Source organism: Conexibacter woesei Iso977N (genome assembly GCF_000424625.1).
Lineage (GTDB): Bacteria > Actinomycetota > Thermoleophilia > Solirubrobacterales > Solirubrobacteraceae > Baekduia > Baekduia woesei_A.
On the sequence record NZ_AUKG01000004.1, the window covers coordinates 172,411 to 196,595 of the forward strand.

Annotated in this window: 22 protein-coding genes and 1 tRNA gene; 16 read left to right on the forward strand and 7 right to left on the reverse strand. The window is 70.9% G+C overall.

Features of this window, described 5'->3' with window-relative positions; all coding sequences use genetic code 11:
- The first annotated feature begins 115 nt into the window (after nucleotides 1–115).
- The 6 genes from H030_RS35115 (at nucleotide 116) to H030_RS35135 (ending at nucleotide 6,902) form a co-directional block, all read left to right on the forward strand.
- A complete protein-coding gene (locus H030_RS35115) occupies nucleotides 116–2,317 on the forward strand; it encodes an MMPL family transporter (protein WP_051223732.1) in 2,202 nt (733 codons plus the stop codon).
- Nucleotides 2,318–2,411: 94 nt separating this feature from the next.
- On the forward strand, nucleotides 2,412–3,896 hold the full coding sequence (locus H030_RS35120) for an MFS transporter (protein WP_051223734.1): 1,485 nt from the start codon (nucleotides 2,412–2,414) through the stop codon (nucleotides 3,894–3,896).
- Nucleotides 3,893–4,336, forward strand: a complete 444-nt coding sequence (locus H030_RS35125) for a MerR family transcriptional regulator (protein WP_051223736.1) — start codon at nucleotides 3,893–3,895, stop codon at nucleotides 4,334–4,336. Before H030_RS35120 ends, H030_RS35125 begins: the two co-directional genes overlap by 4 nt.
- A 32-nt stretch (nucleotides 4,337–4,368) precedes the next feature.
- On the forward strand, nucleotides 4,369–5,142 hold the full coding sequence (locus tag H030_RS0125310) for a DUF427 domain-containing protein (protein ID WP_035129760.1): 774 nt from the start codon (nucleotides 4,369–4,371) through the stop codon (nucleotides 5,140–5,142).
- Between the two features lie 27 nt (nucleotides 5,143–5,169).
- Nucleotides 5,170–6,336, forward strand: coding sequence for a sensor histidine kinase (locus H030_RS37890; RefSeq protein ID WP_081691156.1), 1,167 nt, complete (start codon nucleotides 5,170–5,172; stop codon nucleotides 6,334–6,336).
- Nucleotides 6,333–6,902 (forward strand): response regulator, encoded by a 570-nt coding sequence (locus H030_RS35135; RefSeq protein WP_051223738.1) that lies wholly within the window; start codon nucleotides 6,333–6,335, stop codon nucleotides 6,900–6,902. The genes H030_RS37890 and H030_RS35135 overlap by 4 nt, the downstream gene beginning before the upstream one ends.
- 12 nt (nucleotides 6,903–6,914) lie before the next feature.
- Here H030_RS35135 and H030_RS0125325 read toward each other — a convergent pair whose 3' ends face one another.
- Complete coding sequence (locus H030_RS0125325; RefSeq protein WP_027008189.1) at nucleotides 6,915–7,547, reverse strand: hypothetical protein; 633 nt, start codon at nucleotides 7,545–7,547, stop codon at nucleotides 6,915–6,917.
- A 91-nt stretch (nucleotides 7,548–7,638) separates the two neighbouring features.
- Here H030_RS0125325 and H030_RS37895 point away from each other — a divergent pair, with 91 nt between their 5' ends.
- Entirely contained in the window at nucleotides 7,639–8,274 is a 636-nt protein-coding gene (locus tag H030_RS37895) for a TetR/AcrR family transcriptional regulator (RefSeq protein ID WP_051223739.1), read from the forward strand.
- Nucleotides 8,275–8,293: 19 nt separating this feature from the next.
- On the forward strand, nucleotides 8,294–8,563 hold the full coding sequence (locus H030_RS0125335; protein WP_027008190.1) for a hypothetical protein: 270 nt from the start codon (nucleotides 8,294–8,296) through the stop codon (nucleotides 8,561–8,563).
- 22 nt (nucleotides 8,564–8,585) lie between these two features.
- Here the strand turns inward: H030_RS0125335 and H030_RS0125340 are convergent, their stop codons facing one another.
- Complete coding sequence (locus tag H030_RS0125340) at nucleotides 8,586–10,553, reverse strand: alpha/beta hydrolase (RefSeq protein WP_081691157.1); 1,968 nt, start codon at nucleotides 10,551–10,553, stop codon at nucleotides 8,586–8,588.
- Nucleotides 10,554–10,683: 130 nt separating this feature from the next.
- Here H030_RS0125340 and H030_RS39885 point away from each other — a divergent pair, with 130 nt between their 5' ends.
- Genes H030_RS39885 through H030_RS0125360 form a run of 4 tightly spaced genes read left to right on the forward strand, consistent with a single transcriptional unit; the run spans nucleotide 10,684 to nucleotide 14,781 of the window.
- The gene (locus H030_RS39885) at nucleotides 10,684–10,902 is read left to right on the forward strand and encodes a hypothetical protein (RefSeq protein ID WP_027008192.1); all 219 of its coding nucleotides are present in this window, start codon (nucleotides 10,684–10,686) and stop codon (nucleotides 10,900–10,902) included.
- Nucleotides 10,903–10,935: 33 nt separating this feature from the next.
- Complete coding sequence (locus tag H030_RS0125350; protein WP_027008193.1) at nucleotides 10,936–13,326, forward strand: AAA family ATPase; 2,391 nt, start codon at nucleotides 10,936–10,938, stop codon at nucleotides 13,324–13,326.
- Nucleotides 13,323–14,408 (forward strand): hypothetical protein, encoded by a 1,086-nt coding sequence (locus H030_RS37900; protein WP_027008194.1) that lies wholly within the window; start codon nucleotides 13,323–13,325, stop codon nucleotides 14,406–14,408. The genes H030_RS0125350 and H030_RS37900 overlap by 4 nt, the downstream gene beginning before the upstream one ends.
- A gap of 4 nt (nucleotides 14,409–14,412) precedes the next feature.
- On the forward strand, nucleotides 14,413–14,781 hold the full coding sequence (locus H030_RS0125360; protein WP_027008195.1) for a hypothetical protein: 369 nt from the start codon (nucleotides 14,413–14,415) through the stop codon (nucleotides 14,779–14,781).
- On the opposite strand, the gene H030_RS37905 is transcribed toward H030_RS0125360, so the two are convergent.
- Nucleotides 14,778–16,229, reverse strand: coding sequence for a M4 family metallopeptidase (locus tag H030_RS37905; RefSeq protein WP_051223740.1), 1,452 nt, complete (start codon nucleotides 16,227–16,229; stop codon nucleotides 14,778–14,780). The genes H030_RS0125360 and H030_RS37905 overlap by 4 nt on opposite strands.
- A gap of 272 nt (nucleotides 16,230–16,501) precedes the next feature.
- Here H030_RS37905 and H030_RS35160 point away from each other — a divergent pair, with 272 nt between their 5' ends.
- Together H030_RS35160 and H030_RS35165 are read left to right on the forward strand one after the other, a co-directional pair.
- Nucleotides 16,502–18,280, forward strand: a complete 1,779-nt coding sequence (locus tag H030_RS35160) for an ABC transporter ATP-binding protein (RefSeq protein ID WP_081691158.1) — start codon at nucleotides 16,502–16,504, stop codon at nucleotides 18,278–18,280.
- On the forward strand, nucleotides 18,277–20,115 hold the full coding sequence (locus H030_RS35165) for an ABC transporter ATP-binding protein (protein WP_081691159.1): 1,839 nt from the start codon (nucleotides 18,277–18,279) through the stop codon (nucleotides 20,113–20,115). The genes H030_RS35160 and H030_RS35165 overlap by 4 nt, the downstream gene beginning before the upstream one ends.
- 34 nt (nucleotides 20,116–20,149) lie before the next feature.
- On the opposite strand, the gene H030_RS37910 is transcribed toward H030_RS35165, so the two are convergent.
- Nucleotides 20,150–21,175: a GGDEF domain-containing protein gene (locus H030_RS37910; RefSeq protein ID WP_196809272.1), complete on the reverse strand. Its 1,026-nt coding sequence runs from the start codon at nucleotides 21,173–21,175 to the stop codon at nucleotides 20,150–20,152.
- Nucleotides 21,176–21,258: 83 nt separating this feature from the next.
- Complete coding sequence (locus H030_RS0125385; RefSeq protein WP_155892270.1) at nucleotides 21,259–21,645, reverse strand: hypothetical protein; 387 nt, start codon at nucleotides 21,643–21,645, stop codon at nucleotides 21,259–21,261.
- Here H030_RS0125385 and H030_RS38655 point away from each other — a divergent pair.
- Both H030_RS38655 and H030_RS0125395 read left to right on the forward strand, forming a co-directional pair.
- Nucleotides 21,619–22,203 carry a KTSC domain-containing protein gene (locus H030_RS38655; RefSeq protein ID WP_155892271.1) on the forward strand — a complete coding sequence of 195 codons (585 nt, stop codon included), beginning with the start codon at nucleotides 21,619–21,621 and terminating at the stop codon, nucleotides 22,201–22,203. The two genes, H030_RS0125385 and H030_RS38655, sit on opposite strands and share 27 nt — an antisense overlap.
- 75 nt (nucleotides 22,204–22,278) lie before the next feature.
- Nucleotides 22,279–23,106, forward strand: coding sequence for a hypothetical protein (locus H030_RS0125395; protein ID WP_027008197.1), 828 nt, complete (start codon nucleotides 22,279–22,281; stop codon nucleotides 23,104–23,106).
- Nucleotides 23,107–23,394: 288 nt separating this feature from the next.
- Here the strand turns inward: H030_RS0125395 and H030_RS0125400 are convergent.
- Together H030_RS0125400 and H030_RS0125405 are read right to left on the reverse strand one after the other, a co-directional pair.
- Nucleotides 23,395–23,466 (reverse strand) — tRNA-Gln (locus H030_RS0125400).
- A 39-nt stretch (nucleotides 23,467–23,505) separates the two neighbouring features.
- Entirely contained in the window at nucleotides 23,506–24,180 is a 675-nt protein-coding gene (locus H030_RS0125405; RefSeq protein WP_027008198.1) for a potassium channel family protein, read from the reverse strand.
- Between the last annotated feature and the right edge of the window lie 5 nt (nucleotides 24,181–24,185).

Consider the following 24,185-nt stretch of genomic DNA (forward strand, 5'->3'; position numbering starts at 1 on the left):
GCGTGACGGATGTTACCTATTCGGCCTGCGACTCTGCACTGTGTGCCGGATTGCACACTGCGCATTTCTGCAGTCATTGCATTTCTGCGCAGGCTGTGCTTTCCTGGCCTGCGTCATGAGACGACTTGCCGCCTTCTCCCACGACCGCCGCCGCCTCGTCGCCGCCCTCTGGGTCGCGCTGATCGTCGCCGCAGGCGCGCTCGCCGCCGGTGCCGGTTCCGGCTACATCAACAACTTCACGCTCCCCGGGACCGAGTCCCAGCGTGCCCTCGACCTCCTCCGCAGCCGCTTCCCCCAGCAGGCGGGCGACACGTCCCAGATCGTGTTCCACGCCAAGCGCGGCTCGCTGAACGACCAGGCCAACCAGGCCGCGGTCCAGTCCGTGATCGCCAAGGTCTCGAAGCTCCCCGACGTGACCGCGGTGGTCAGCCCCTACAAGAACGCGAAGGCGACGGTGTCCAAGGACGGCACCGTCGCCTACGCGTCGCTGCTGTTCGACAAGCAGGCCGTCGACCTGGACAAGAAGGACGTCCAGAAGGTCATCGACACCGCGCAGGCCGGCGCGACCTCGACGCTGCAGGTCGAGCTCGGCGGGCAGGCGATCAAGCAGGCCCAGCAGCCGGAGACCGGCGCCGGCGAGCTGATCGGCGTCGCCGTGGCGGTGATCGTCCTGTTCCTCGTGCTCGGCTCGATGACCGCGATGGCGCTGCCGCTGGTCAGCGCGTTCGCGGCGATCGCCGCGGCGATGGGCCTGGTGTACGCGGCGACCGGCTCGTTCTCGATCGCGGACTTCGCGCCGACGCTGGCGGTGATGATCGCGCTCGGGGTCGGGATCGACTACGCGCTGCTGGTGATCAACCGCTTCCGCGGTGAACGCAGCGGCGGCGCGGACGTGCGCGGCGCGACGCTGACCGCGATGGACACGGCGGGGCGCTCGGTGCTGTTCGCCGGGACGACCGTGGTGATCGCGCTGCTCGGCATGCTGCTGCTCGGCGTCTCGTTCCTCAACGGCCCGGCGGTCGCGTCGGCCGCGGCGGTCGCGCTGACCATGTTGTCGTCGTTGACGCTGCTGCCCGCGCTGCTGGGGTTCTTCGGCAGGCGCATCAAGTTCCCGGCGGGCGACGCCGAAGTCGAAGGGGTTGCCGAGCCGCGCGGGTTCGGGCGCTGGAGCGCGTGGATCGCGCGGCGCCCCGCCGCGTTCGCGACCGGCGCGCTGGTGCTGCTGCTGGTCGTCGCCGCGCCGGTCACGGGCATCCGCCTGGCCAGCGCCGACGCGGGCAACGACGGGCCGGCGACGACGACGCGCAAGGCCTATGACCTGCTCTCGCAGGGCTTCGGCCCCGGGTTCAACGGGCCGCTGCTGGTGGCCGCCGAGGTCGACGCCGCGCACGGCGGCAAGACCGAGTTGGTGGCCTTGAAGACCAGGCTGGCGCAGACGCCCGGCGTGGCCGCGGTCTCGCAGCCGGTGCTGAACGCCGCGGGCGACGCCGCGACGCTGACGGTGATCCCGAAGAGCGCGCCGCAGGACCAGGCGACCAAGGACCTGCTGTCGGACCTGCGCGACCACGTCGTCCCGGGCGTGACGCACGGCCAGGATGGTTTGAAGGATGTCTCGATCGGCGGCGCGACCGCGTCGACGACCGACTTCGGCAGCGTGCTGTCGTCGAAGCTGCCGCTGTTCATCGGCGTCGTGATCGGGTTGTCGTTGCTGTTGCTCGCGGTGGTGTTCCGCAGCGTGTTGATCCCGGTCAAGGCCGCGGTGCTCAACCTGCTCAGCATCGGCGTGGCGCTCGGCGTGATCACCTTCGTCTTCCAGGACGGGCACCTCGCGTCCCTGATCGGGGTGGAGACGACCGGGCCGATCGAGCCGTTCCTGCCGGTGATGCTGTTCGCCATCATCTTCGGGTTGTCGATGGACTACGAGGTCTTCCTCGTGACGCGGATGCACGAGGAGTGGGAGCGCACCCACGACGCGCCGTTCGCGGTGCGCCACGGCCTGGCCTTGACCGGCAAGGTCGTCATGGCGGCGGCGATCATCATGATCTCGGTCTTCGGCTCGTTCGTCCTCGGCGACGACCGGACGATCAAGCTGTTCGGCGTCGGCCTGGCGAGCGCCGTGCTGTTCGACGCGTTCGTGATCCGGCTGATCCTGGTCCCGGCGCTGATGCACCTGTTCGGCCGCGCGTCCTGGTGGATGCCGGAGTGGCTGGAGCGGCGCCTGCCGCGCCTGTCGATCGAGGGCCCGGCGGAGGACGCCGACGATGACGACGACTCGCCGTCCTCGCCGCGCCGCAGGCGGGTCGAGATCCCGGCGTAGTCACCGCCCTTGCCCGGCGTCGCGGCAGAGCAGCGCGACGCCGGGCTAACTTGACGTTCACGTCAAATGGAAGTTTGGGTACCATCGAACTTCGATGTCTGCTCTCCCCTCTTCCCCGGCGGTCGCACGCAAGCGGCGGATCGGCGTCAGCGCCGATCACCATCACTACAAGTGGTGGGCGCTCAGCTGCACGTCGCTGGGCATGTTGTTGGCCACCATCAACTCCGGCACGCTGGTCATCGCGCTGCCGGACCTGGAGAGGGCGCTCGGCGTCGACCTGCTCACGCTGGTCTGGGTGATCCTGGCGTTCATGATCGCCTCGACCGTGCTGGTGCTGACGTTCGGGCGGCTCTCGGACATCTTCGGGCGCAAGAAGGCGTTCGTGCTGGGCTTCGCGGTCTTCACGGTCGCCTCGCTGGGCGCCGGGTTCGCGCAGGGCGGGACCGACCTGATCCTGTGGCGGATCGTCCAAGGGATCGGCGGCGCGCTGCTGTTCGCGAACGCCTCGGCCCTCGTGACCGACGCGTTCCCGAAGGAGCAGCTCGGCGTCGCGATGGGGACCAACGTGATGGTCGCGGGCATCGGGCTGGTGCTCGGGCCGGTGCTCGGCGGCGCGCTGGTCGAGATCTCCTGGCACTGGGTCTTCTGGTTCAACGTCCCGCTCGGGATCGTCGGCACGCTGTGGGCGTTCTTCGTGCTGGAGGAGCTGATGCGGCCCGAGGTCGACCACACCTTCGACTGGTGGGGAACGGTGACCTTCGTCATCGGGTTGACGGGCCTGACGTACGGGATCTCGCGCGGCGGGATCGTGGCGTGGAACGACACGTCGACGATCGTCGCGCTGGTCGCCGCGGTCGTGCTGCTGCCGGCGTTCGTGCTGATCGAGAGGCGGACGCGCGCGCCGATGCTCGACCTGTCGCTGTTCGCCGACCGCGGCTTCGCGGCCGCGACGGGCGCCGCGTTCCTCAACGGGCTGTCGCGCTTCGCGCTGACGTTCGTGTTCGTCCTGTACTTCCAGGGCGCGCTGGGCGACGACCCGATCCTGGCGGGCGTCAAGCTCGCGCCGCTGGCGCTGGGCATGCTGATCTCCTCGCCGCTGGCCGGTGCCTACGCCGACAGGCACGGCGCGCGCACGTTGGCGGCGCTGGGCATGGTCGTCGTGGCGGTCTCGCTGGCCGGGATGACGACGCTCGGGACCGGCTCGTCGTACCCGCTTGCCGCGTTCTGGCTGTTGTTGAACGGGTTGGGGTCGGGCATGTTCAACTCGCCCAACACGGCGGCGATGATGGGCTCGGTGCCCGTGCACCGGCGCGGGATCGCGGGCGGCACGCGGATGATGCTGCAGAACACGGGCAGCGTGCTGTCGATCGCGTTCGTGCTCGGGATCATCACCGCGGCGGTCCCGACCAAGGTGCTGCTGTCGATCTTCAGCGGCGTGTCGTCCGGCCTGAGCGACGAGGCCCTGAGGCCGTTCATCCACAACATGCACACGGCGCTGTGGGTCCTGGCCGGGACCGCGGTCGCGGGCGCGCTGGTGTCGCTGGCGCGGCCGGCGACGCCGAAGGCGGCGAAGGCATGAGCGCCGTCGAGACGACCCTGCGGATCGGCGAGGTCGCCAAGCGCCTCGGGATCACGACGCGGACGATTCGGTACTACGAGGAGCTCGGCCTGCTCGGCGGCGTCGACCACGACCGCGCCGCCGGCCAGCACCGCACCTACACCGAGGCCGACGTCGAGCGCCTGCGCAAGGCGGTCAAGTTGAAGTCCTTGCTCGGCGTCTCGCTCGAGGAGCTCAAGACGCTGATGGAGGCCGAGGACGGCCGCGACGCCCGCCGCGAGGAGTTCACCGCACCCTCGACCTCCAAGCGCCGCCGCCGCGAGATCCTCGACACCTCCGCCCTCAACGTCACCCGCCAACTCGAGCTCCTCACCGCCCGCCGCGCCGAGTTCGACCAACTCGAAGCCGAGCTCATCGCCCGCCGCAACCTGATCACCACCCGCCGCGCCGAGCTCGGCTGAGCGCGCGAGGCGACCCACTACCGTCGTTGGGCATGAGCCTGACGCGCGAACCTGGGCCGCTGGCGGGGACGCCCGGCAACACGAACTACGCGATCGAGGGGCCGAAGCACCGGCTGCTGTCGACGCCGGTGCCGCGGCGGGTGCGCGGGGAGATCGGTGGCAGGACGGTCGTCGACACCGAGAACGCGTTCCTCCTGCACGAGACGGGGTTGTCGCCGCAGCTCTACGTGCCGCTGGCGGATGTGGACGCGGACGCCCTGGAGCGGACGGACACCTCGACGCACTGCCCGTTCAAGGGCGATGCCTCCTACCGGACGGTCGCGGGGTCGGTCGACGCGATCTGGGTCTACGACGAGCCGTTGGAGGCCGCGTCGTGGCTGGAGGGCTACGCCGGCGTCTACCTCGACCGCTTCGACCGCTGGCTCGACGAGGACGAGGAGGTCCAGGGCTTCCCGGATCCGTACCACCGCGTCGACATCCGCTCGACGTCCGCGCGCGTCGAGGTCCGGGCGCGCGGTGAGCTGATCGCCGAGAGCGACCGCGCCCTGGTCCTGTCGGAGACCGCGCTGCCCAACCGCTACTACCTGCCGGTCGACGACGTCACCGCGCCGCTGAGCGGCCCGACCGAGACCTCGACCTTCTGCCCGTACAAGGGCACCGCGTCCTACTGGACCGTCACCGTCCCCGGCGGCGAGCTGCCCGACGCCGCCTGGTCCTACGAGGCGCCGTTCCCGGAGTGCGGCCCGGTCAAGTCCTACGTGTCGTTCTGGGGCGACGACGTCGAGGTCACGTTCATGCGCCGTTGAGGTGAAGCTGAGAGGGTCTCCAGGGTGATGGGCAGGACTCTCGAGCTACGGCCGTTGCGCACGCTGCGCGACCACCGCTGGTTCGCCCTGCTCACGATGACCCGCGTGCTGGGCGCGCTGGTCGCCGTGGCGCTGCTGCTGCTGCACCGCGTCACCCACCACGACCCGCTGCTGGCGGCGATCACGCTCGCCTGGACGCCGGTCAGCCTCTACGTCCTGCGCCTGACCCAGGACTGGCGCGCCGCGCCCGTGATCTGGGCCCTCGACGCGCTCGCCGCCTTCGGGCTGATCATGGCGGGCGGCGACTGGCGCTCGCCGTTCTACGTGTTCGCGCTGACCACGCTGATCCTGCCCGCGACGTCGCTGCCGTGGCGGATCGCGTTCGCCTGGGGCGTCGTGTTCTCCGCCCTCTACGGCGGGGTCGCGCTGCTGACCGAGAAGCTCCCGGCGGACACGCTGGAGAACACGATCCGGCTGGAGACGCTCGCCACCCACCTTTTCGTCCCGATGGTCATCACGACCACGCTCGCCTACTCCGCGCTGCTCCTGGAACGCCTGCGGACCGCGCGCGGCGAGTCCGAGCGCCTCGTCCTCCAGGCCGAACGTCAGCGCATCGCCTGGGAGCTGCACGACTCCGCCAAGCAACGGGTCCATGCCGCCCACCTGATGCTCTCGGCGCTCGAACCGCAGGTGCCTCAGGACGGCCCGCGCGCGCTGCTCGACGGCGCGCTCGCCGAGCTCCGGAACGCGACCGCCGACATGGAGACCAGCGTCGCCGAGCTGCGCACGCCGCTCGACGGCCGCCCCGTCGACGAGCTGCTGCGCGAGCGCGCCGCCGAGCTGGCGCAGGCCGGGACCGCCCGGATCGACGTCGCCGGCCACCTGCCCGCGCTGCCGCCGCTGGTCGCCGCCCACACCTACCGGATCGCCGCCGAGGCGCTCACCAACGCGGTGCGCCACGCCGGCTGCTCCGCCATCACCGTCACGCTCGCCGACGCGCCCGACGCGATCACCCTCACGATCGCCGACGACGGCGTCGGCATGCCACCCGAGCCGCGCCCCGGCGGCCACGGGCTGCGCTCGATGCACGGACGCGCAGAGACGATCGGCGCCCGCCTGAACATCGGGCCCGGACCCGGAGGGCGCGGCACGGCCGTCGCCCTCGCTCTCCCCCATCCCGGAGGTTCCCCATGATCCGCCTGCTCATCGTCGACGACCACCCCGCCATGCGCGCCGGCCTGACCGCCGTGCTGCGCGCCGAGCCCGGGATCGTCCCGCTCGGGACCGCGTCGTCCGAGGAGGACCTCGGCGCGATGATGCAGCGCACCAAGCCGGACGTCGTCCTGCTCGACTACCACCTGCCCGGCGCCGACGGGCTGAAGCTCTGCCGCCGCCTCAAGCGCGAGATCCCGGCGCCCGCCGTGCTGTTGTACTCCGCCTACGCGGATTCCGCGATGGTCGTCCCCGCGATCCTCGCGGGCGCCGACGGCTTGTTGAACAAGTCGGCCCCCGCGCCGGAGCTGTTCGACGCGCTGCGCGCCGTCTCCCGCGGCGACCGCGTCCTGCCGCCGGTCCCGCGCGAGCTGCTGGAGTCGGCCGGCACGCGCGTCGAGCCCGGCGACCTGCCGATCCTGGCGATGATGGTCGACGGCACCCCGATCGCCGAGGTCGCCGAGGCGATGCGCCAACCAGTCACCCACGTCGCCCGCCGTGTGGACGCGATGATCGAGCGCCTGCGGGTCGAGATCGCGGCGGTCTAGCGCGAGCGACTCCTACATCTTGCAGTGGTAGACCACGCGCAGCCGGGCCTTCAGCTGCGTCACGCGTGCGGCCAGGCGTGTGATGCGGTCGCGGCGGGCGCTGGTCCGATGCGACCTGTAGGACTTGCGTGCCGCTGCGAGATCTCGCGTGGCGGCCCGCAGCGCGGTCCGGTTGGCGCTGCAGACGGTCTCGCGCACGACCACCCGGACCGGGTCGCCGACCTCTTCGCCGAACGGGCAGAGGTAGGTCGCGCAGTCGCGGTAGGGCTGCCACCAGTAGGTCCCCGGCTCGCGCGGCAGCAGCCCGCGCTCGGCGGCGTCCGGCGCCGCGGTGCACATCCCGGCGACGCCGTCGACGACGACCGCGGCGCGCGTGTCGACCCGCGCCGGGCCGAGCAGCAGGCCGTCCACGCCAACCGCACCGGCCGTCGCCAGGACCACGTAGTAACCGTCGCCGTCGCCGTGCACGTCCTGGTCGAACTGCGTCGGGTGGTAGGCCGGGCAGGTGAACTGGACCCTCAACCCACCGACCACGTCCTTGACGACCGCGCCGTCGACCGGCGCGCGCGCCTCGACCGGCGGGTCGTCCTGGCGTGCGCGCGCGGCGCCCGGCCAGGCCGCCGCGACCATCAGCACCAGCGCCACGGCGCCAAGACACCATCGTCTCCACCCTTCCACGCGCCGACCCTACCCGCTCCAGTGGTCCCGACCGGTGAGGAACGCTAGGGTGCCCAACATGGGGCAGGTGACGGACTCGCGCTTCGTGCGCGCGCTGCGGGCCGAGGGCAGCGGCGACGCCGAGCGCACGCAGCTGATCGCGGCGATGGCGGAAGCGCTCCGCGACGCACCGCTGACCGCCATCACCCCCGCCGACGTCGCCACCCGCGCCGGCGTCCCGCGCGACCGGTTCTTCCAGCACTTCCCGGACGTCGCCGCCTGCTACCTGGCGACCTACGAGGCCTCCGCCTCCCTCCTGCGCGCCGAGACCGCGTCCGCGGTGATCGAGGGCACCGGCCGCCCCTACGACGAGCGGATCGCGCTCGGCGTCCGCGCCTACCTGGAGACGCTGGCCTCCGAGCCCGGCCTCGCGCGCGCGTTCCTGCGCGACGTCCAGGACGCCGGCCCGGAGGCGCTGCGCCGCCGCCGCACGGTCAACGAGGGCTTCGCGGCGATGATCCAGGCGCTCGCCGAGCAGCACGCCGACGAGCTCCCGGACGGCTACGCCGTGCATCCCGACATGGCCCGCGAGCTGGTCGAGGCGCTCGAGGAGCTGACGCTGCTGTCGATCGACGGCGACCGGATCGCCGACCTCCCGCGCCTGACCGACACCGCTACGCGGATGATCCACGCGGCGCTCGTCGCGGGCGCGTAAGCGCTACCTTCGGGAGCGCATGCGCTCCGTGATCGCCTTCTACCGCGCACGCCCGCTCGTCGGCGTGATCGTGTTCATCATCGGCCTGCTGATCGCCCTGCTGACCGTGATGCTCAAGGACGGCGGCGGCGTGATCCTGCCGATCGCGCTGTGCGTGTTCGCCGGCTTCGCCGTCGGCGGGGTCGTCGCCTACGGCCAGCGCCGCAGGAACGCGCTCTACGACCTCGACGAGTACGAGGCCGCGCTGGACCCGACCGACCCGCGCAGCGACACGCCCGCCGCGCACTAGGCGCGCCTGCGCGCGAGGCGCGCTAGCCCGCGACCCGCAGCCAGGCGACCTGGCGCCTGACGGTCGCCACGCTCGGGAACCGGAAGCGCTGCGGCAGCCGCCCGCGCCCCGCGCTCGCGGCGGCCGCCGCCGCGCTCGCCGTCGCATCCCTCGGCGAGTACCGCACCGCCTTGCCGCCCAGCGTCCCGCGCACGGCGCCCTTGGCGCTGATCGTCAGCGTGCCGTCCAGGCGGCCCGGCCCGTCGACCGTCACGGTCCCCGCGTCGCCGTCGGCGTCGGCGCCGAGCGCGCCGCTGACCCGCAGCCCCGGGACCAGCGAGTAGCCGTGCAGCCTCAGCCGCCCGCCGTCGCCCGACGCGCTCCACCGCCCGGCGCGCAGCCCGCCGCCCTGGAGCCTGGTGTAGCCCGCGTACAGCGTCTGCAGCGCGCTGACCTGCGCGTCGATGATCGTGTCGAGCGTCGCGTACAGCACCCTGCCGCGATCGCCCGCGACGGTCTTGGGCCGCCGGTAGTCCTTGATCGACCCGGCCGGCCGCGACAGCACCGAGACCGCGTTGTCGGCGCCCCTGCACGGCGTGCCGATCTGCCTGCCGTCCGCCCACAGCCTCAGCGCCTTGGCCGCGCAGCCGGAGATGTCGGAGTCCAGGACGTCGTGGCCGGTCCCGGCGACCTGCAGGAGCTGCGCGTGCGGCAGCAGCGGCAGCATCTCCCTGGAGTTCTCGACCGGCGTGCGCGTGTCGAGACGGCCGGACAGCAGCAGCGTCGGCACGTCGGGCAGCGGCGCGGTCGACGGCCTGGTCAGCGTGTCGCCCTGCGGCCAGCGCAGGCAGTCGTGGGCGACCGACGTGTCGACGACCGCCAGGCGGCTGAACGGCGCGAACGCGCTGTCGGGCACGAGGTCGGAGCCGTGCTGCCACTTGTCCCAGCGCAGCCCGACGCGGTCGTCGGCGATCGAGTACGGCAGCGTGACGTCGGCGCACGTCGTGGCGACGTTCAAGGTGGAGGAGAACTCGCTGGACGGGCTGAACGGCCCCTGCGCGATCCGGCGCAGGCGCAGCAGCGGCGCGGCGTCGCCGTGGCCCGCGGCGTTGATCGCGCCCGGCAGCGCGGCCTGCAGGAACGGGTTCAGGTCGCCCGACATGATGATCAACAGCAGCTCGGACTCGTCGTGCACGGCGGTCGCGTGCTGCGCGCCGTGGACGTCCGGGACGCTGCCGCGCAGCGCGCCCTTGGTGGCCAGCCTCCGCGCGAGCGTGCCGAGGTCGGCGACCGGGTCACGCGTCGCGCCCAGGCAGCGCGAGCCGCGGCACTGCTCGGCGAGGACCCGCGGCAGGCGCTCGAAGGTGTCCAAGAAGTAGGGGTCGATCCCGTCGGGGCCGACGACCGAGTCGAGGATCAGCCCCTCGGTCGAGGCCGGGAACTGGCGCGCGTACTGCGCGGCGACGTAGGTCCCGTAGGAGACGCCCATCAGCTCGAGCTTCGGCGCGCCCAGCGCCTGGCGGACGGCGTCGATGTCCTGGACCGACTGCGTCGTGGAGTAGAACTGGCGCGCCGGGCCGAGCGACCTCATGCACGACTCGACGATCGACGTGTTGACGACGTCCAGCGTCCCGAGCGCCTGCAAGGGCGGGCACTTCAGCACGCCGGAGTCGCCGGTCCCGCGCTGGTCCATGACGACCAGGCGGCGATGCTGGAGCGCGGGCGCCAGCGACGCGCGGAACGAGTCGGCGAACGCGACCGACGGCTGTCCCGGACCGCCCGACAGCGCCAGCAGCCAGCCGCTCGTGCCCCTGCGCGGCGCCTCGACCGCGACGTTGAGCCTGACGGTCCCGGGCACCCTTCCGGAGCGATCCAGCGGCACCGTCACGGTTCCGCACCTGAATCCGGCAAATCGAGCGCAGGCGTGGGTCTCCAGCGCGGAGGCGGACGGCGCGAGGACCGCGGCGAGGGCGACGGTCGCAGTCAGGGCGGGAAGAACGCGGCGCAGCATCGAGCGCGCAACCGTACTGGAGGCGACCGGCGGTGATCGGCACTCCGGGCCCGGAACACGCCGTTCGGACTCCGACCCTGGACGAACGAACGAGTCAAGCCCGCCGCGCGCCGCGCCGATGCGGAGAACGATGACCGACGCCTTCGCGGTGCGCTGCACCGGCTGCGAGTTCACCTGGAACACCCCCGCGATGGTCGAGGGCCTGAGGGTCCTCGGCGCTTGCCCGAAGTGCAGGGGCGCGCTCGAGTTCTCCGAGGACGCGCCGACCGCGCCCGTCGCGACCGACACACGCGACGCCGACGTCCCCGCCGCAGCACCGCACATGGTGCTCGGTATCCCTCGCATCTAGCCGCACCCGTCCTCCAGCACTACCCTCTGCGCCATGGCAGGCGAGGAGGGCACGGCGCGGCAGGCGCTGGCGTTCGAGTGGCGACGGCTGGGCCGGGCCGCCACGGTCGTCGCGGTCCTGACGGCACCGGCGCTGATGGCCGTCTTCGTCGTGGCCAACGACTGGCCCTGGGGCTGGGCGCTGCTGGCGACGATCGTCTGCGTCACGGCCTTCCGCGGGCTGATCGACATCGTCGCCCACCGCCTGATCCCGCGGCCGAGCCTCTACGGCGCCGACCGCGATGCGCTGCTCGACGACGCGACGGCCCGCCGGCGCCTGTGGTTCTGGCGCGGCAAGTACAGGCTCCTGATCTGGCTCCTGGTGATCGTCTTCGGCGTCCTCGGGATCGTCGCGCTGATCGCCGGCGAGTCCCTCGGCGCGCTGCTCAACGACATCGCCGACGGCGTCAGCGACCCCCAGATCCTGACGACGATCATCGTCCTCGCGATCCAGCTGCCGCTGCTGTTCTTCATCAACTTCGCGATCCTCTTCGGGCCGCTGCTGTTCTTCGGCCTCAAGCAGATGAAGGGCTACGAGCCCGGCGACGCCGACTGGGGCGTGCGGCTGGAGGACGTCCGCGGGCAGTCCGAGCCCAAGGAGGACGTCACCCGCGTCATCGAGCTGTGGCAGTCCGGCGAGGAGTTCAGGAAGGCCGGCGGCAAGCCCGAGCGCGGCCTGCTGTTCATCGGCCAGCCGGGCACGGGCAAGACGATGTTGTCGAAGGCGATCGCGACGTCGTTCAACTCGCCGATCGTGACGATGCCGGGCTCCGGCTTCGCGCAGACGTTCATCGGGATGGACGTCGTGGTCGTCATGTTCCTGATCCGCAAGGCGCGCAAGCTCGCGCGCAAGTGGGGCGGGCAGTGCATCATCTTCATCGACGAGATCGACGCCGTCGGCCTGCGCCGCGCGGCGCTCAACGGCGCCGACTCCCGCGTCTTCGCGCCGCTGTTCAGCGAGCAGACCGAGCAGGAGTTCTACGGCCCGTGGGGCGCGGTGTCCGCGTCGGGCGACATGGTCCTGGAGAACCAGGCCTGGCGCGACCGCCTGTTCGCCAGCCGCGCGCCCGGCCAGATCCAGGTCCTGCCGCCGTCGCTGGCGCGCGTCTACGGGTCGATCAACAACTTCATCATGCCCGGCGGGATGGGCGGCATGGGCGGCGGCATGGCGCTCAACCAGCTGCTGATCCAGATGGACGGCGTCGACGAGCCCAGGTTCTGGTCGAAGTTCTGGACCAACCGCATCAACAACCTGCTCGACGCGTCGTACCTGGTCCCGCGCAGGGTCCGGGGCCGCTCGCTGCGCCTGCCCTCCCCCAGGCCGCGCTCCGAGCAGATCTACTTCATCGGCGCGACCAACGTCCCGATCGACCGCCTCGACCCGGCGCTGATCCGCCCGGGCCGGATGGGCCGCCACGTCTGGTTCCGCACGCCGACCAAGGACGACCGCGCCGACATCTTCGACCTCTACCTCGGCAAGGTCGCCCACGAGCCGGCGCTCGACACGCCGCGCAAGCGCGACGAGCTGGCACGGATCACCAACGGCTACTCGCCCGCGATGATCGAGCAGATCTGCTCGATGGCGCTGACCTACGCCCACAGCTCCGGGCGCGGGGAGTTCGTCTGGCAGGACATCGTCGAGGCGATGACGACGATCGAGTCCGGGACCGCCCAGAAGATCGACTACATCTCGGAGGAGTCGCGCTCGGTCGCGATCCACGAGGCCGGCCACGCGGTCGCCGCGCACGTGTACATGCCGTCGGTGATGTCGACCCGCCTGTCGATCCGCAAGCGCGGCAGCTCGCTCGGCCACCACCAGGTGATGGAGGTCGACGAGCGCTTCGTCAAGTGGCGCCACCAGGAGGTCGCCGACATCGTCTGGGGCCTCGGCGCGATGGCCGCCGAGCACGTCTTCTACGAGGAGAACGGGACCGGCGTCGGCGGCGACATCCAGGGCGTGACCCACCGCGCCGCGGTGATGGTCGGCTTCGCGGGCATGGGCCCGGTGCCGGTCGATCTGTCGCACCGGTCGTTCGCGAGCGACACGGAGCGCGACGAGGCCGAGCAGAGGATCCTCGAGCGCTACGAGCGCATCGGCATGAAGATCATCTCGCGCTCGCGCGGGATGCGCGAGAGCGGCGACTCGATCGCGTCGATCCTCGCCGACCCGTACAAGCGCAGGGCCGCGGCCCAGATCCTCGGGCAGGCCTACATCACCGCGGTCGCCGTGATCAGGCACAACCGCGACAAGGTCGCCTACATCGCCGACGTGCTCGTCGAGCGCAAGGAGATCTACGGCGACGAGGTGCTGCAGCTGCTCGACCAGGCCGAGCTCGAGGCGCCCGCCATCGACGTGACCGACGAGACGATCTGGCCGAAGCTGTGAGCGACGAGCGCGACGACGACGCGGTCCCGGAGGACCCCAAGCGCCCCGACCCGCGGCTGCGCCCGCCGGACCCTGCGGGCACGCAGCCGAAGTGGGACCCGGACGAGCTGCTGCCCCAGGAGAAGCCGCCGGCCGCGCACGACCGGCTGTGGTCGCCGCCGGGCGAGGGCGAGGCCGAGGGCGACCGCGAGGTCGCGGCGCCCGCCCCCGAGGTCGCCGCGGCGTCCGGCGACGACGTCGCCGCCTCCGCCGAGCCGCTGCGCTCGCGCTACTCCGGGCGCTTCCACTTCATCCTCGGCGCGCTGCTGGCCTGCGGCGCCGCCGCGGTCACGCTCTTCTTCGCCGCGCTGCTCGGCGGTTCGAGCTCGACCAAGACCATCACCTTGAAGACGCTCCCGGCGTGGTCGAAGTGGAAGCCGACGGCGGTCACCGGCAGCGCGGCCGCCCAGCAGATCGCCACCCACGTCAGCCAGCAGTACCACCTGCCCGACCGCCGCCAGCTCGTGCTCGCCAGCGGCGGCCCCCTGTCCTACGCCAGCCTCCCCGCGTCGCTCGTGATCAAGCATCCGGACGCCCAGGGCGGCAACATCGAGACGCTCGACGGCGTCGCCGCCCAGTACAAGCTCTGCGCGATCGACCCCTCGTCCCCGAGGGCGAGGGCGCAGCCGAGCAAGTCGTGCGTGTTGTCCGGCAGGCCTTCCGTGAGCCGCGCGCAGCTGCTCAAGCGCGAGGCGGTGGAGCTGGCGCTCTACTCGTTCCGCTACCTCGGCGTGACCCAGACGGTGGTCCTGATGCCGCCGACGGTGGTCACCGACCGCGACCTCGCGACCGGCAGGACGGTCAACGACGGGACGCTGGCGACCGCGCTGCTGTTCCAGCGCGACGCGCCGGGCGTCGCGACGGCGATCACGCGGCCGCTGAGCCAGACGCTGTCGGACACGACGCCGACGCTGGCCACCGTCACGCGCTCGCCCGACAGGTCGACCGTCGACACGCTGGCCAGCAGCGTCTACGCCTACCGCTTCACGCTGTCGGAGACGGACGGCTCGGCCTACCTCGTGCTGCAGTCGCCGACCGGCTGACGCCGTGGGGCCCGAGGAGCATGCCGCGCTGACGGCCGCCAAGGCGCGGCTCGACAGGTTGTCGTTCTACCCGCGGCCGGTGGCGCTGCGCCGGACGGTCCGGATCCTCTCGGTGCCGTGGCTGTTCCGGCTGCCGTGGTTCTCGCGCTTCGATGGCTACACGATGTGGGACCTGATCCTGCTGCGCGCGCCGCTGGCGCAGGCGAGCGACGACCTGATCTGCCACGAGCTGTGCCACGTCTGGCAGATGCAGCACAGGCCGCTCGCGATGCCGCTGTCCTACCTGTACCGCGGCTACGCCTCCAACCCCTATGAGTTGGAGGCGCGCCGGGCCACTGCGAGTACTGCGGGTCCTTCAGGAGGTCCTGGCTAGCAGCTGGGCTGCCAGGTCGCGGTGACGCCCTGGGACTGCCAGGCGTTGGCGACCGACGTCGCGTTCGCGCCGACATCCCCAGCGGCTGAGACGAACGCGGCGCGCGCGTCGGCGAAGCCGGACTGCGGCGTCAGGTAGGTGGTCTGCGCGCGGTAGCGCACCTGCTCGGCCTGCGAGCGGCCGATCGTGTCGACCAGGTTGGCGTACACCTTGTTCGGGATCCCCGAGTTGGTGTGGACGCCGCCCTCGTCGTCGCTCGTGCAGACGTACTGCGAGGCGGTCGCCGGCTGCCCGTAGGCGCCCGGGTTCTCCATGTCGCGGATCGCGCCGATCGGCAGGTCCTCGCCCATCGTCGTGTCGCCCGGGTCGATGTCCCACCCGGCCATGTCGGAGATCGCCTCGTTGAGCGCGCCGGACTGGTCGGCGTACTCCAGGCCCGCCGTGCGCTCGGTGACCGCGTGGGTCAGCTCGTGGCCGGTCACGTCGTTGACGGCGAAGCCGTCGCCGTAGACCATCTCGGCGCCGTCCCAGAACGCGTTCTCGTAGCCGACGCCGTAGTGCACGAAGCTGACGAGCCCCGCGCCGGCGCCGTCGTAGGAGTCGCGGCCGAACGTGTTCCTGTAGTAGTCGTAGACGGCGCCCGTGTAGTTGTAGGCGTTGTCCACGTCGGTGTTGCCGGTCGCGCCCTGACCCTCGCTGCGGGCCAGCGACCCGGTGCTCGTCGAGCCCCTGGCGTTGTAGATCGTCCGGTTCTTGGCGGTCTCGACGCGGTTGAGCGTGTCGATCACGGCACCCGTGCGGGCGTCGGTGACCACGAGCTTGCGCACCGGCTGCGAGGTCGAGCGCACGTCGGTCACGTAGGCGAGCGTCGCCGCCTTGGCGCCGAACGGCACGCCCGTGTACATGACGAGCGACGGCCCGCTGTTGACCGCGGCGTCCGGGATCCCGGCGACCGCGTCCTCGCGCGCCTGCGTCAGCGACTGGGTCGCGTCGGGCGCGCTCGCGGGCGCGGAGGTCGCGACCGACGAGGTGATCGACTTCATGATGGTGTTGCCGTCGGCGATCCGGACGAGCACGCGCCCGTCGTAGACCGGGACGGCGCCCGCCATCTGGTCGTAGACCACGGTCGTGCCCTCGGCGTCCGGCCGGGCGGCGACCTGGTGCAGCTGGGTGCCCGAGCCGAGCCCGAGCATCGACGCGTAGCGGTCGACCGCGGCCCGCGCCACGGTCGTGGCCCCGGCGCCGTCCTTCACGCCGAGGGTGCTGGCCCTCACGTCGCCGGCGGCCGTCGAGACGGCGCCGGTCGTCGCGCGGACCAGCGTCTGCCCGCCTGCGGCGTCAGCCGCGAAGCGTGCGGTGGATGTGGTGGTGGCGGCCCCTGCCGAGGTCGCGTAGAGCGCGCAGAACGCGCACCCGAGCCCGAGGGCTCGGAAGTATCGGTCTCTCATGGAGCGCTTTCATTGCCTCACCGTCAAGGCTGAACCCTGGGATTGTCCGACGATGAGGAGACAGGCGCGTACCGCGGACATCGCTGCACGGGCATCCGCGGGTACTTGGGCCAATCGGGATCCCTCAGGCCCAGTTGGCACATGCTGAACACGGAGCCTCGCCCACTCTTGATGAGCTTCTGGTGTTCGCAGGTGTCGCAGAGGCCGAAGCGCACGGTCGGACATCCTGACATGGCGCGGGTTCGTTTCTCATGCAACTACACTGAGATCTCTTGTCGACGTTCCGCAGACTCCTCGGCTTCCTCTCCCCGTACAGGACCGGCCTCGCCTGGTCGGCGCTGCTCGCTGGGCTGGCGATGATCATGACGGTCGTGATCCCGTGGCTCACGGGCCGGGCGATCGACCAGATCCGGGAGGGTGACTCGCACGACCTCAACCGGATCGGGATCCTGATCGCCGCCGCCGGCCTGGCGCGACTGGTGCTGACCGTCGGGCGGCGGCTGGTCGCGGGGCGCGTGTCGCTGGGCGTCGAGTACGACCTGCGCCAGCGGTTGTACACGCACTTCCTCGGGCTCGAGCTGGGGTTCTTCGACCGCCAGCAGACCGGGCAGCTGATGTCGCGCGCGACGGTCGACCTGGCCGCGGTCCGGTTCTTCCTCGGCTACGGGATCGTCTTCATCTTCCAGGCCGCGCTGACGATCATCCTGGCCGGGATCGCGATGTTCCTCGTCGACCCGCTGCTGGCGGCGATCTCGCTGCTGCCGGTGCCGTTCGTCGTCGTGATCGCCTCGCGCTACGGGCGCCGCGCGCGGCCGGCCCAGCAGGCGGTCCAGCAGCGGATCGCGGAGCTGACCGCCGACGCGGAGGAGTCGATCGGCGGCGTGCGCGTCGTCAAGGCCTTCGCGCGCGAGGACCGGCAGCTGGAGCGCTTCGCCGGCTCGACCGCGCGCGTGTTCGACCAGGAGATGATCGCGACGAGGCTGTCGGCGTTCTACCAGCCCTTGATCGGCTTCATCCCGCAGATCGGGCTGGCCTGCGTGCTGCTGATCGGCGGGCGGCGCGTGATCGCGGGCGACATGACGCTCGGCGACTTCACCGCGTTCTACACGTACTTGTTGATGTTGCTGGTTCCGATGCGCCAGCTGGGCATGACGCTGGGGCTCGCGCAGCGCGCGACCGCGTCGGGCGCGCGGCTGTTCGAGGTCTTCGACCGTGAGGCGACGATCCAGGCGCCGGCGGACGTGGTCCCGATGCCGGAGGGCAACGGGCACGTGGAGCTGCGCGACGTGACGTTCGCCTACGAGGGCGCGCAGGGGCCGGCGCTTGTTGATGTCGATCTCGACGTCCCGGCCGGCACGGTCGTCGCGTTGGTCGGCGCGACGGGGTCGGGCAAGACCACGTTGGTGCAGTTGCTCGGGCGCCTGTACGACGTGGAGTCGGGCGCCGTGCTGATCGACGGCGTCGACGTGCGTGATGTCGACCCGACCGAGCTGCGCTCGCAGATCGCGGTGGTCGACGACGCGCCGTTCCTGTTCTCCACCACGATCGCCGACAACATCGCCTACGCGCGCGGTGGCGCCGACGTGGTCGACCGCGAGCTGATCGAGCAGGCCGCGCGGCGCGCGCAGGCCCACGAGTTCATCATGGCCTTGCCCGACGGCTACGACACGCGCGTCGGCGAGCGCGGGCTGACGCTGAGCGGCGGCCAGCGCCAGCGGGTCGCGATCGCGCGGGCGCTGCTGGCCGATCCGCGGATCCTGGTGCTCGACGACGCGACGTCCGCCGTGGACGCCTCGACCGAGCAGCGGATCAAGGACGCGCTGAGGGAGGTGATGGCGGGCCGGACGACGTTCGTCATCGCCCACCGCCTGTCGACGATCGCGCTGGCCGACGTGATCGTCGTCGTCGAGGAGGGGCGCGTCGTCGCCCAGGGCACGCACGAGGAGCTGCTGGACGTCTCCGAGCTGTACGCCGAGATCGTGGAGAAGGGCTTGCCGGACCAGGTGTTCCTGAACAAGAACGACCCCGAGCGCGAGGTGGCGGGCCTGTGACGCCGCCGCTGAACGCCGACCAGACGCAGGCGCTGAGCCGCCGCGACGACCTGCGGCGCCGCCTGAGGGCGACGAGCGGGCGCGCGCGCAAGCTGCGCGGCATCGTCGAGCTGCTGCGGCCCTACAGGTCGCGGACCGCGCTCATGATGGTGGCCTTGGTCCTGGGCACGGCGGCCGCACTGGCCCCGGCGCCGCTGGCCAGGCAGGCGATCGACCGCGGCATCACCAAGGGCGACACGGGCGCGCTGACGGTGATCGTGATCTTGTTCATCATCTCGGCGTTGGTCGTGTGGAGCACGTCGTACGCGCAGACCTACCTGACCAACTGGGTCGGGCAGCGTGCGCTGCAGGACCTGCGGCTGGACGTCTTCCGCCACCTGCAGGAGATGCCGGTGGCGTTCTACGAGCGGCGGCCCGCAGGCGTGCTGATCTCGCGGCTGACGAACGATGTCGAAGCCCTCGAGTCGATGGTCACCGACTCGGTGACGACGCTGTTCCAGGCGTCGCTGACGCTGGTGGGGTCGATCGTGATCCTGTTGCTGTTCGACGTCGAGCTGGCGTTGTTGACGTTCTTGATCTTCCCGGTGCTGGCGGTGGGGTCGTTCGTGTTCCGGCTCGCGTCCGCGGATGCGTTCTCCCGTACACGAGAGACGATCGGCGCGCTGACGGCGTACCTGCAGGAGTCGCTGAGCGGGATCCGCGTGTTGAAGTCCTACGCGCAGGAGCCGCGGCACAGCGGGGTCTTCGCGGGGCTGAACGCGGAGAACCGGCGCGCCAACATGACGACGGTCAACCTGAACGCCGCGTACTTCCCGTCGGTGGAGTTCGTCTCGGCCATCGCGACGGTGGGGATCCTGCTGTACGGCGGGCACCAGGTCCTGAACGGCGACGTGACGGTGGGTGTGCTCGTCGGGTTCATCGCGGCGCTGAACGGGTTCTTCGACCCGATCTCGCAGCTGTCGCAGGTCTACACGACCTACCAGTCGGGCATGGCGGCGCTGGACAAGATCTTCGCGCTGCTCGACGAGGAGGCGGAGCTGGTCGACGCTGACGATGCCGTGGAGCTGCCGCGGCCGCTGCGGGGCGAGATCTCGTTCGAGGACGTGACGTTCTCGTACTCGACGGCCGAGGGCGTCAAGACCGCGCTGGAGGACGTGACGCTGCACGTCCCGCCCGGGCAGACCGTGGCGCTGGTCGGCGCGACGGGCGCGGGCAAGTCGACGCTGGCCAAGCTGGCGGCGCGGTTCTACGACCCGACGGCGGGGCGCGTCGTTGTTGATGGCTATGACTTGCGCGACGTCACGATGAAGTCGCTGCGGTCGCAGATGGGGATCGTGCCGCAGGAGGGGTTCCTGTTCAGCGGGACGTTGCGCGACAACATCGCCTTCGGGGTTCCTGAAGGGGTTGCGGTCGACGACGCCGACCTCGAGCACGCGTGCCGGGCGCTGGGCGCGTGGGACTTCATCATGAAGTTGGAGCACGGGCTCGACACGCAGATCGGCGAGCGCGGCGTGCAGCTGTCGGCGGGGCAGCGCCAGCTCGTGGCGTTCACGCGCGCGCTGGTCGCGGATCCGCGGATCCTGGTGCTGGACGAGGCGACGTCGAACGTCGACCTGCGCACCGAGACGACGATCGAGAACGGGCTGCGACGGCTGCTCGCGGGCCGGACGGCGATCGTGATCGCGCACCGGCTGTCGACGATCCGGCAGGCGGGGCGGATCGTCGTGTTGGATGGCGGGCAGATCGTGGAGTCCGGGACGCACGACGAGCTGCTGGCGGCGCAGGGGCGCTACTGGCGCCTGTACCGCGACTGGGCGGAGCAGGCGGCGGCCTAGAGACGCAAGTCGTCTGGCCCCCGTATGGCGGGGGTTAGACGACTTGGATCGCCGCGCTGGTCACGACGCGGCCCTTGCCGGCGCGCTTGGCGGTGCGCAGCGCGGCGTCGGCGGCGGCCAGGAGCGCGTCGGCGTCGCTCGCGTCGTCGGGGTGCATCGCGATGCCGGCCGACGCGCCGAGCGTGATGCCCTGGAGCTCCAGGGCCTCGGCGGCGGCGGTGACGGCGACGATCGCGCGCTGGGCGACGGCGTGGACGACCGCGGGGTCGGCGTCCGGGAGGACGATCGCGAACTCGTCGCCGCCGAGGCGCGCGACGAGGTCGGTGTCGCGGGCCGCGTTGCGCAGGGCGCGCGCGGCGGCGGTGAGCGCCGCGTCTCCCCCGTGATGGCCGTGGATCGTGTTGACCTGCTTGAAGCCGTCGAGGTCGATCAGGACGATCCCGAGCCGGTCGGTCCCACGCCGCCCCTGCGCACGCCGTTCCAGGCACGCGTAGAGCGCGCGGCGGTTGGCGAGCTCGGTCAGCGGGTCGTGCAGGGCTTCGGCGCGCGCGGTGGCGCGCTGGGCGACGAGCTCGCGGCGGGCGGCGACCATCAGGGCGCCGGTGAGGGCGAAGACGACGGTCAGGACGATCGTGACCGCCAGGCCTTGGCCCGTGAAGGCGTGCGGGTCGTAGGCAAGCGGCAGGAGGTGGAGGGTCGTGACCAGCGCGAGCGCGGAGGCCGCGACCTTGCCGTCGTAGAACCAGGCGCAGTAGACGATGATCAGCAGCGCGAGGGCGCGCAGCGGCGAGGTCGAGCCGCCGGTCGCGGCGATCGCCACGGGCACCAGCGCGATCGAGCCGACCGTCCCGACCTGGAAGAGGATCACGAGCTTGCGGTTGGCCGGCAGGACGGCGAGCGTCCCGGCCCAGCCGAGCGCGAGGACGCCGGCGACGCTGAGGATCGTCTGGTGGTCGCGATCGGCGCCCGGCAGGTGCGGATACAGCACCCAGAGCAGCCCCATCACGACCCACGCACCGATGGCAGCCCGAACCGCGAGCAGCTCCCGCGCTCGGGTCACCCGCCGTCGGTCGACAGAAAGGATCCTCATCCCCAGTTCGGGTGATCGACCACGGCGAGGCCGCGTTGAGGCCGGGGCGCGGTCTAGCGTCCGAAGAGGCGGCGCTTCTTGGTGGCCTTGGTGCCGCTGGCGGCGTCGAAGCCGGGCGGGGCCTTCGAGATGCGTGGCGCGGGCGACTGGTCGACGGGTGCGCTGGCCGAGGCGGCCGGGCCGCCGGTCTGGGCCGAGGGTGCGCCGGAGCCGATCTGGCGCTGCTTGGGCGAGGCGCCGCCGAGGGCGGTCCGGGACGTGTCGAGCATGTGCGACGCGTCCTCGTTGACCTTGGCGAGCAGGTCGTCACGTTCCTTGCGCGCCTTCTCCGGGTTCAGGAGACGGCGGTCGGTCGGGTGCATCTCGGCGTCGGTGGCGGCCGGGATGTGGCGCACCTTCGCCTTGATCGCGGAGTGCCGGACGGCAAGCGCCGCCTGCATCTGCGCATCCTGCGGATCGAACGCCCAGCCGTGGAAGCCGACCCAGACCACACCCGCGCCTTCCTGCCGGAGCGCGCTCCGCGGCGCAGCGAACCGGAAGTGCTGCGAGAACGCGAACGCCTCGCGCTCGTCATGGAACCGCAGCCGGAACCCCACGAAGACATCGACGAACTGCCGGCCGATCTCACCACCGGCCCGCCGCATCGCCGGCAGCAGCGCCGGATCCCCTGCTGGAAGCTCCATCACAACACCCCTGCAATCGGCATCCAGCGACGCATCCTGAGCATCCTGTCCGCCGCCTCCACCATCGTCCATCCCATGACGACCTGGCACCCGTCAACGTCCGCTGCCGTCGAGGCCTACGCCTACGACGCCCCCACCGAGACCCTCCACCTCCGCTTCCGCGACGGCTCGACGACCTACGACTACCCCTGCACCGCCCCACTCTTCGAGAACTTCCTCCGAGCACCCTCCAAAGGCCGCTTCGTGACGGAGATCCTCAAGCCCTACGCCCAATTCCGCGGCACCTCACCCCGCCCGCAGCGCGGCGGCCGCTGACCGTCCTGAGCCGCTCCGAGCGCGGCTGCTGCTGCGCCGAGCATGACGACGCCCTTGAGGGTACGTTGCCGTTCAATGTCAGAGGTCATCCACTTACGCGAGAGAAGGTTCGCTGTCGCCCCGTGGCGCGGGACGCCCTCCCAGATCGTGCGCGCGATTGAACGCGCCGCCGAGATGGTCGCCCAAGAGATGGGCGCGGAGCCCGATTCGGCAAGCCTGGAGGCCGAGATCCGCTATCCGGATGGGCGTGCTGCATACGGCACGCTAAGTGCGCTTCGCCAGTCGATCGCTGATGTATCAGTCCAGCAGGTCCGAGAGATTGAAGCGACTGTCGGATGGGCGGATCCGCCCCACAGCGTTCACGTGTTGGCGTCTGTGAAAGAAGGCGTAGTTGTCACGTGCAGCTCGCCCAATGAAGTTCTTGCGCTCGGAGTAGCCCAAATACTCGAACAGATGCTCGACGAAGGAAGGATGGAGTCTCCTTATAGAGACGAGCACCGCCCACCACGCTGGTATGAGTGGGTGCTGGGCGCCGCTCTTCTAGCTCTCTACGCGTACATCGCCTACAGGTTCATCCAACATCAATCCTGGCTCGGCACTAAGTTGGATGACCGCACCCTCAACTACGTGAAGGACCACGGGAGCGTGGATCTGTGGAACGTCGGGAGCATGGTGTTCGCGACGGTTGTTGCGCTCTTCTTAGGATTAGGAGCTTGGGTCGGAACCCTGCAGGAGCGGCCGTCCGTTGAATTCATCCGGGTCGAAGATCCCGCGCAGGCAAGTCGCCGTCCCGCCTGGTCTGTTCGCGTTGAAGCGTGGCTTCGCACTCACCCACTCGCAAATGTCCTATTTGGTTTCGTGCTGGGCATTCTGGCCAACGGCGTATCAAACCTCATATTTTGACACTCGTTTGGCGTAGCAATCTCTGCCACGAATCTGCCCCCCGACCTTGACGCAATCAAGATGGCCCGGTTGTTCCACAACGCGACCGCCCACCGAGGGCTGCGGAGGAAGATCCTGGGCCCTTTGACCCGCTGACGCATGCTGGCTCCTCGCAGCCCGTTTGGGGCCAGGACTCTCAGAAGCCCGTGAGCGAACCCGCCAGGGGTCAAGTGCGCCGGCAGGAGTACCCCGTCCATTAGCAAGGCCCGGAACGACGAAACCCCTGCGTGTGCAGGGGTTTCGGAAGAGCTGCGGGACTAGGACTCGAACCTAGAATAACTGGACCAGAACCAGCCGTGTTGCCAATTACACCATCCCGCAAAGGTGTGGCGCAGGGCGATTATAGGGCGCTGGGCGGGACTACGCGGCGTCGAGGGTTCCGGGTGCGAACTGGGCGGTGATCGCGTCTTCGAGGCCGGGGTCGAGGACCAGCAGCACTTCGTCGTCGGCCTGGATGACCGTGTCGGCCTTCGGGACGAAGCCGCGGCCGTCGCGCAGCAGCGAGATGATCAGCGCGCCTTCGGGCAGGTGCATGTCCTGCACCGCCCGCCCGGCGGCGGGCGACGACGAGGTCACCTCGACCTCGATGATCTCCAGCTGCTCGTCGCGCAGATCCAAGAGGTGCACCAACCCGTAGGACGGCACCTCGTGCTCGATCAGGCGCAGGATCAGGTCGGTCGCGCTCACGGCCGGCTGGATCCCGAGCAGCTCGAACCACGACCGGTTCCGCGGGTTGTTGACGCGCGCGATGATCCGCTCGCAGAGGTACTTCTCCTTGGCCATCTGGCAGATGAGCAAGTTGTCCTCATCATCACCGGTCACGGCGATGGCCAGGTCGGCGCGGGCGATCCCGGCGCGCTCCAGCACCCACAGCTCGGTCGCGTCGCCGTACTGGACGGCGTGCTCCAGCTCCTGCTCGATCGTGAGGTACCGGGTCCGGGTGGACTCGATCAGCGTCACCTCGTTGCCCTTGGCGATGAGCTCCCGCGCGAGGTTCCACCCCACCTTGCCGCCGCCCGCGATGATCACGTACATGTCGC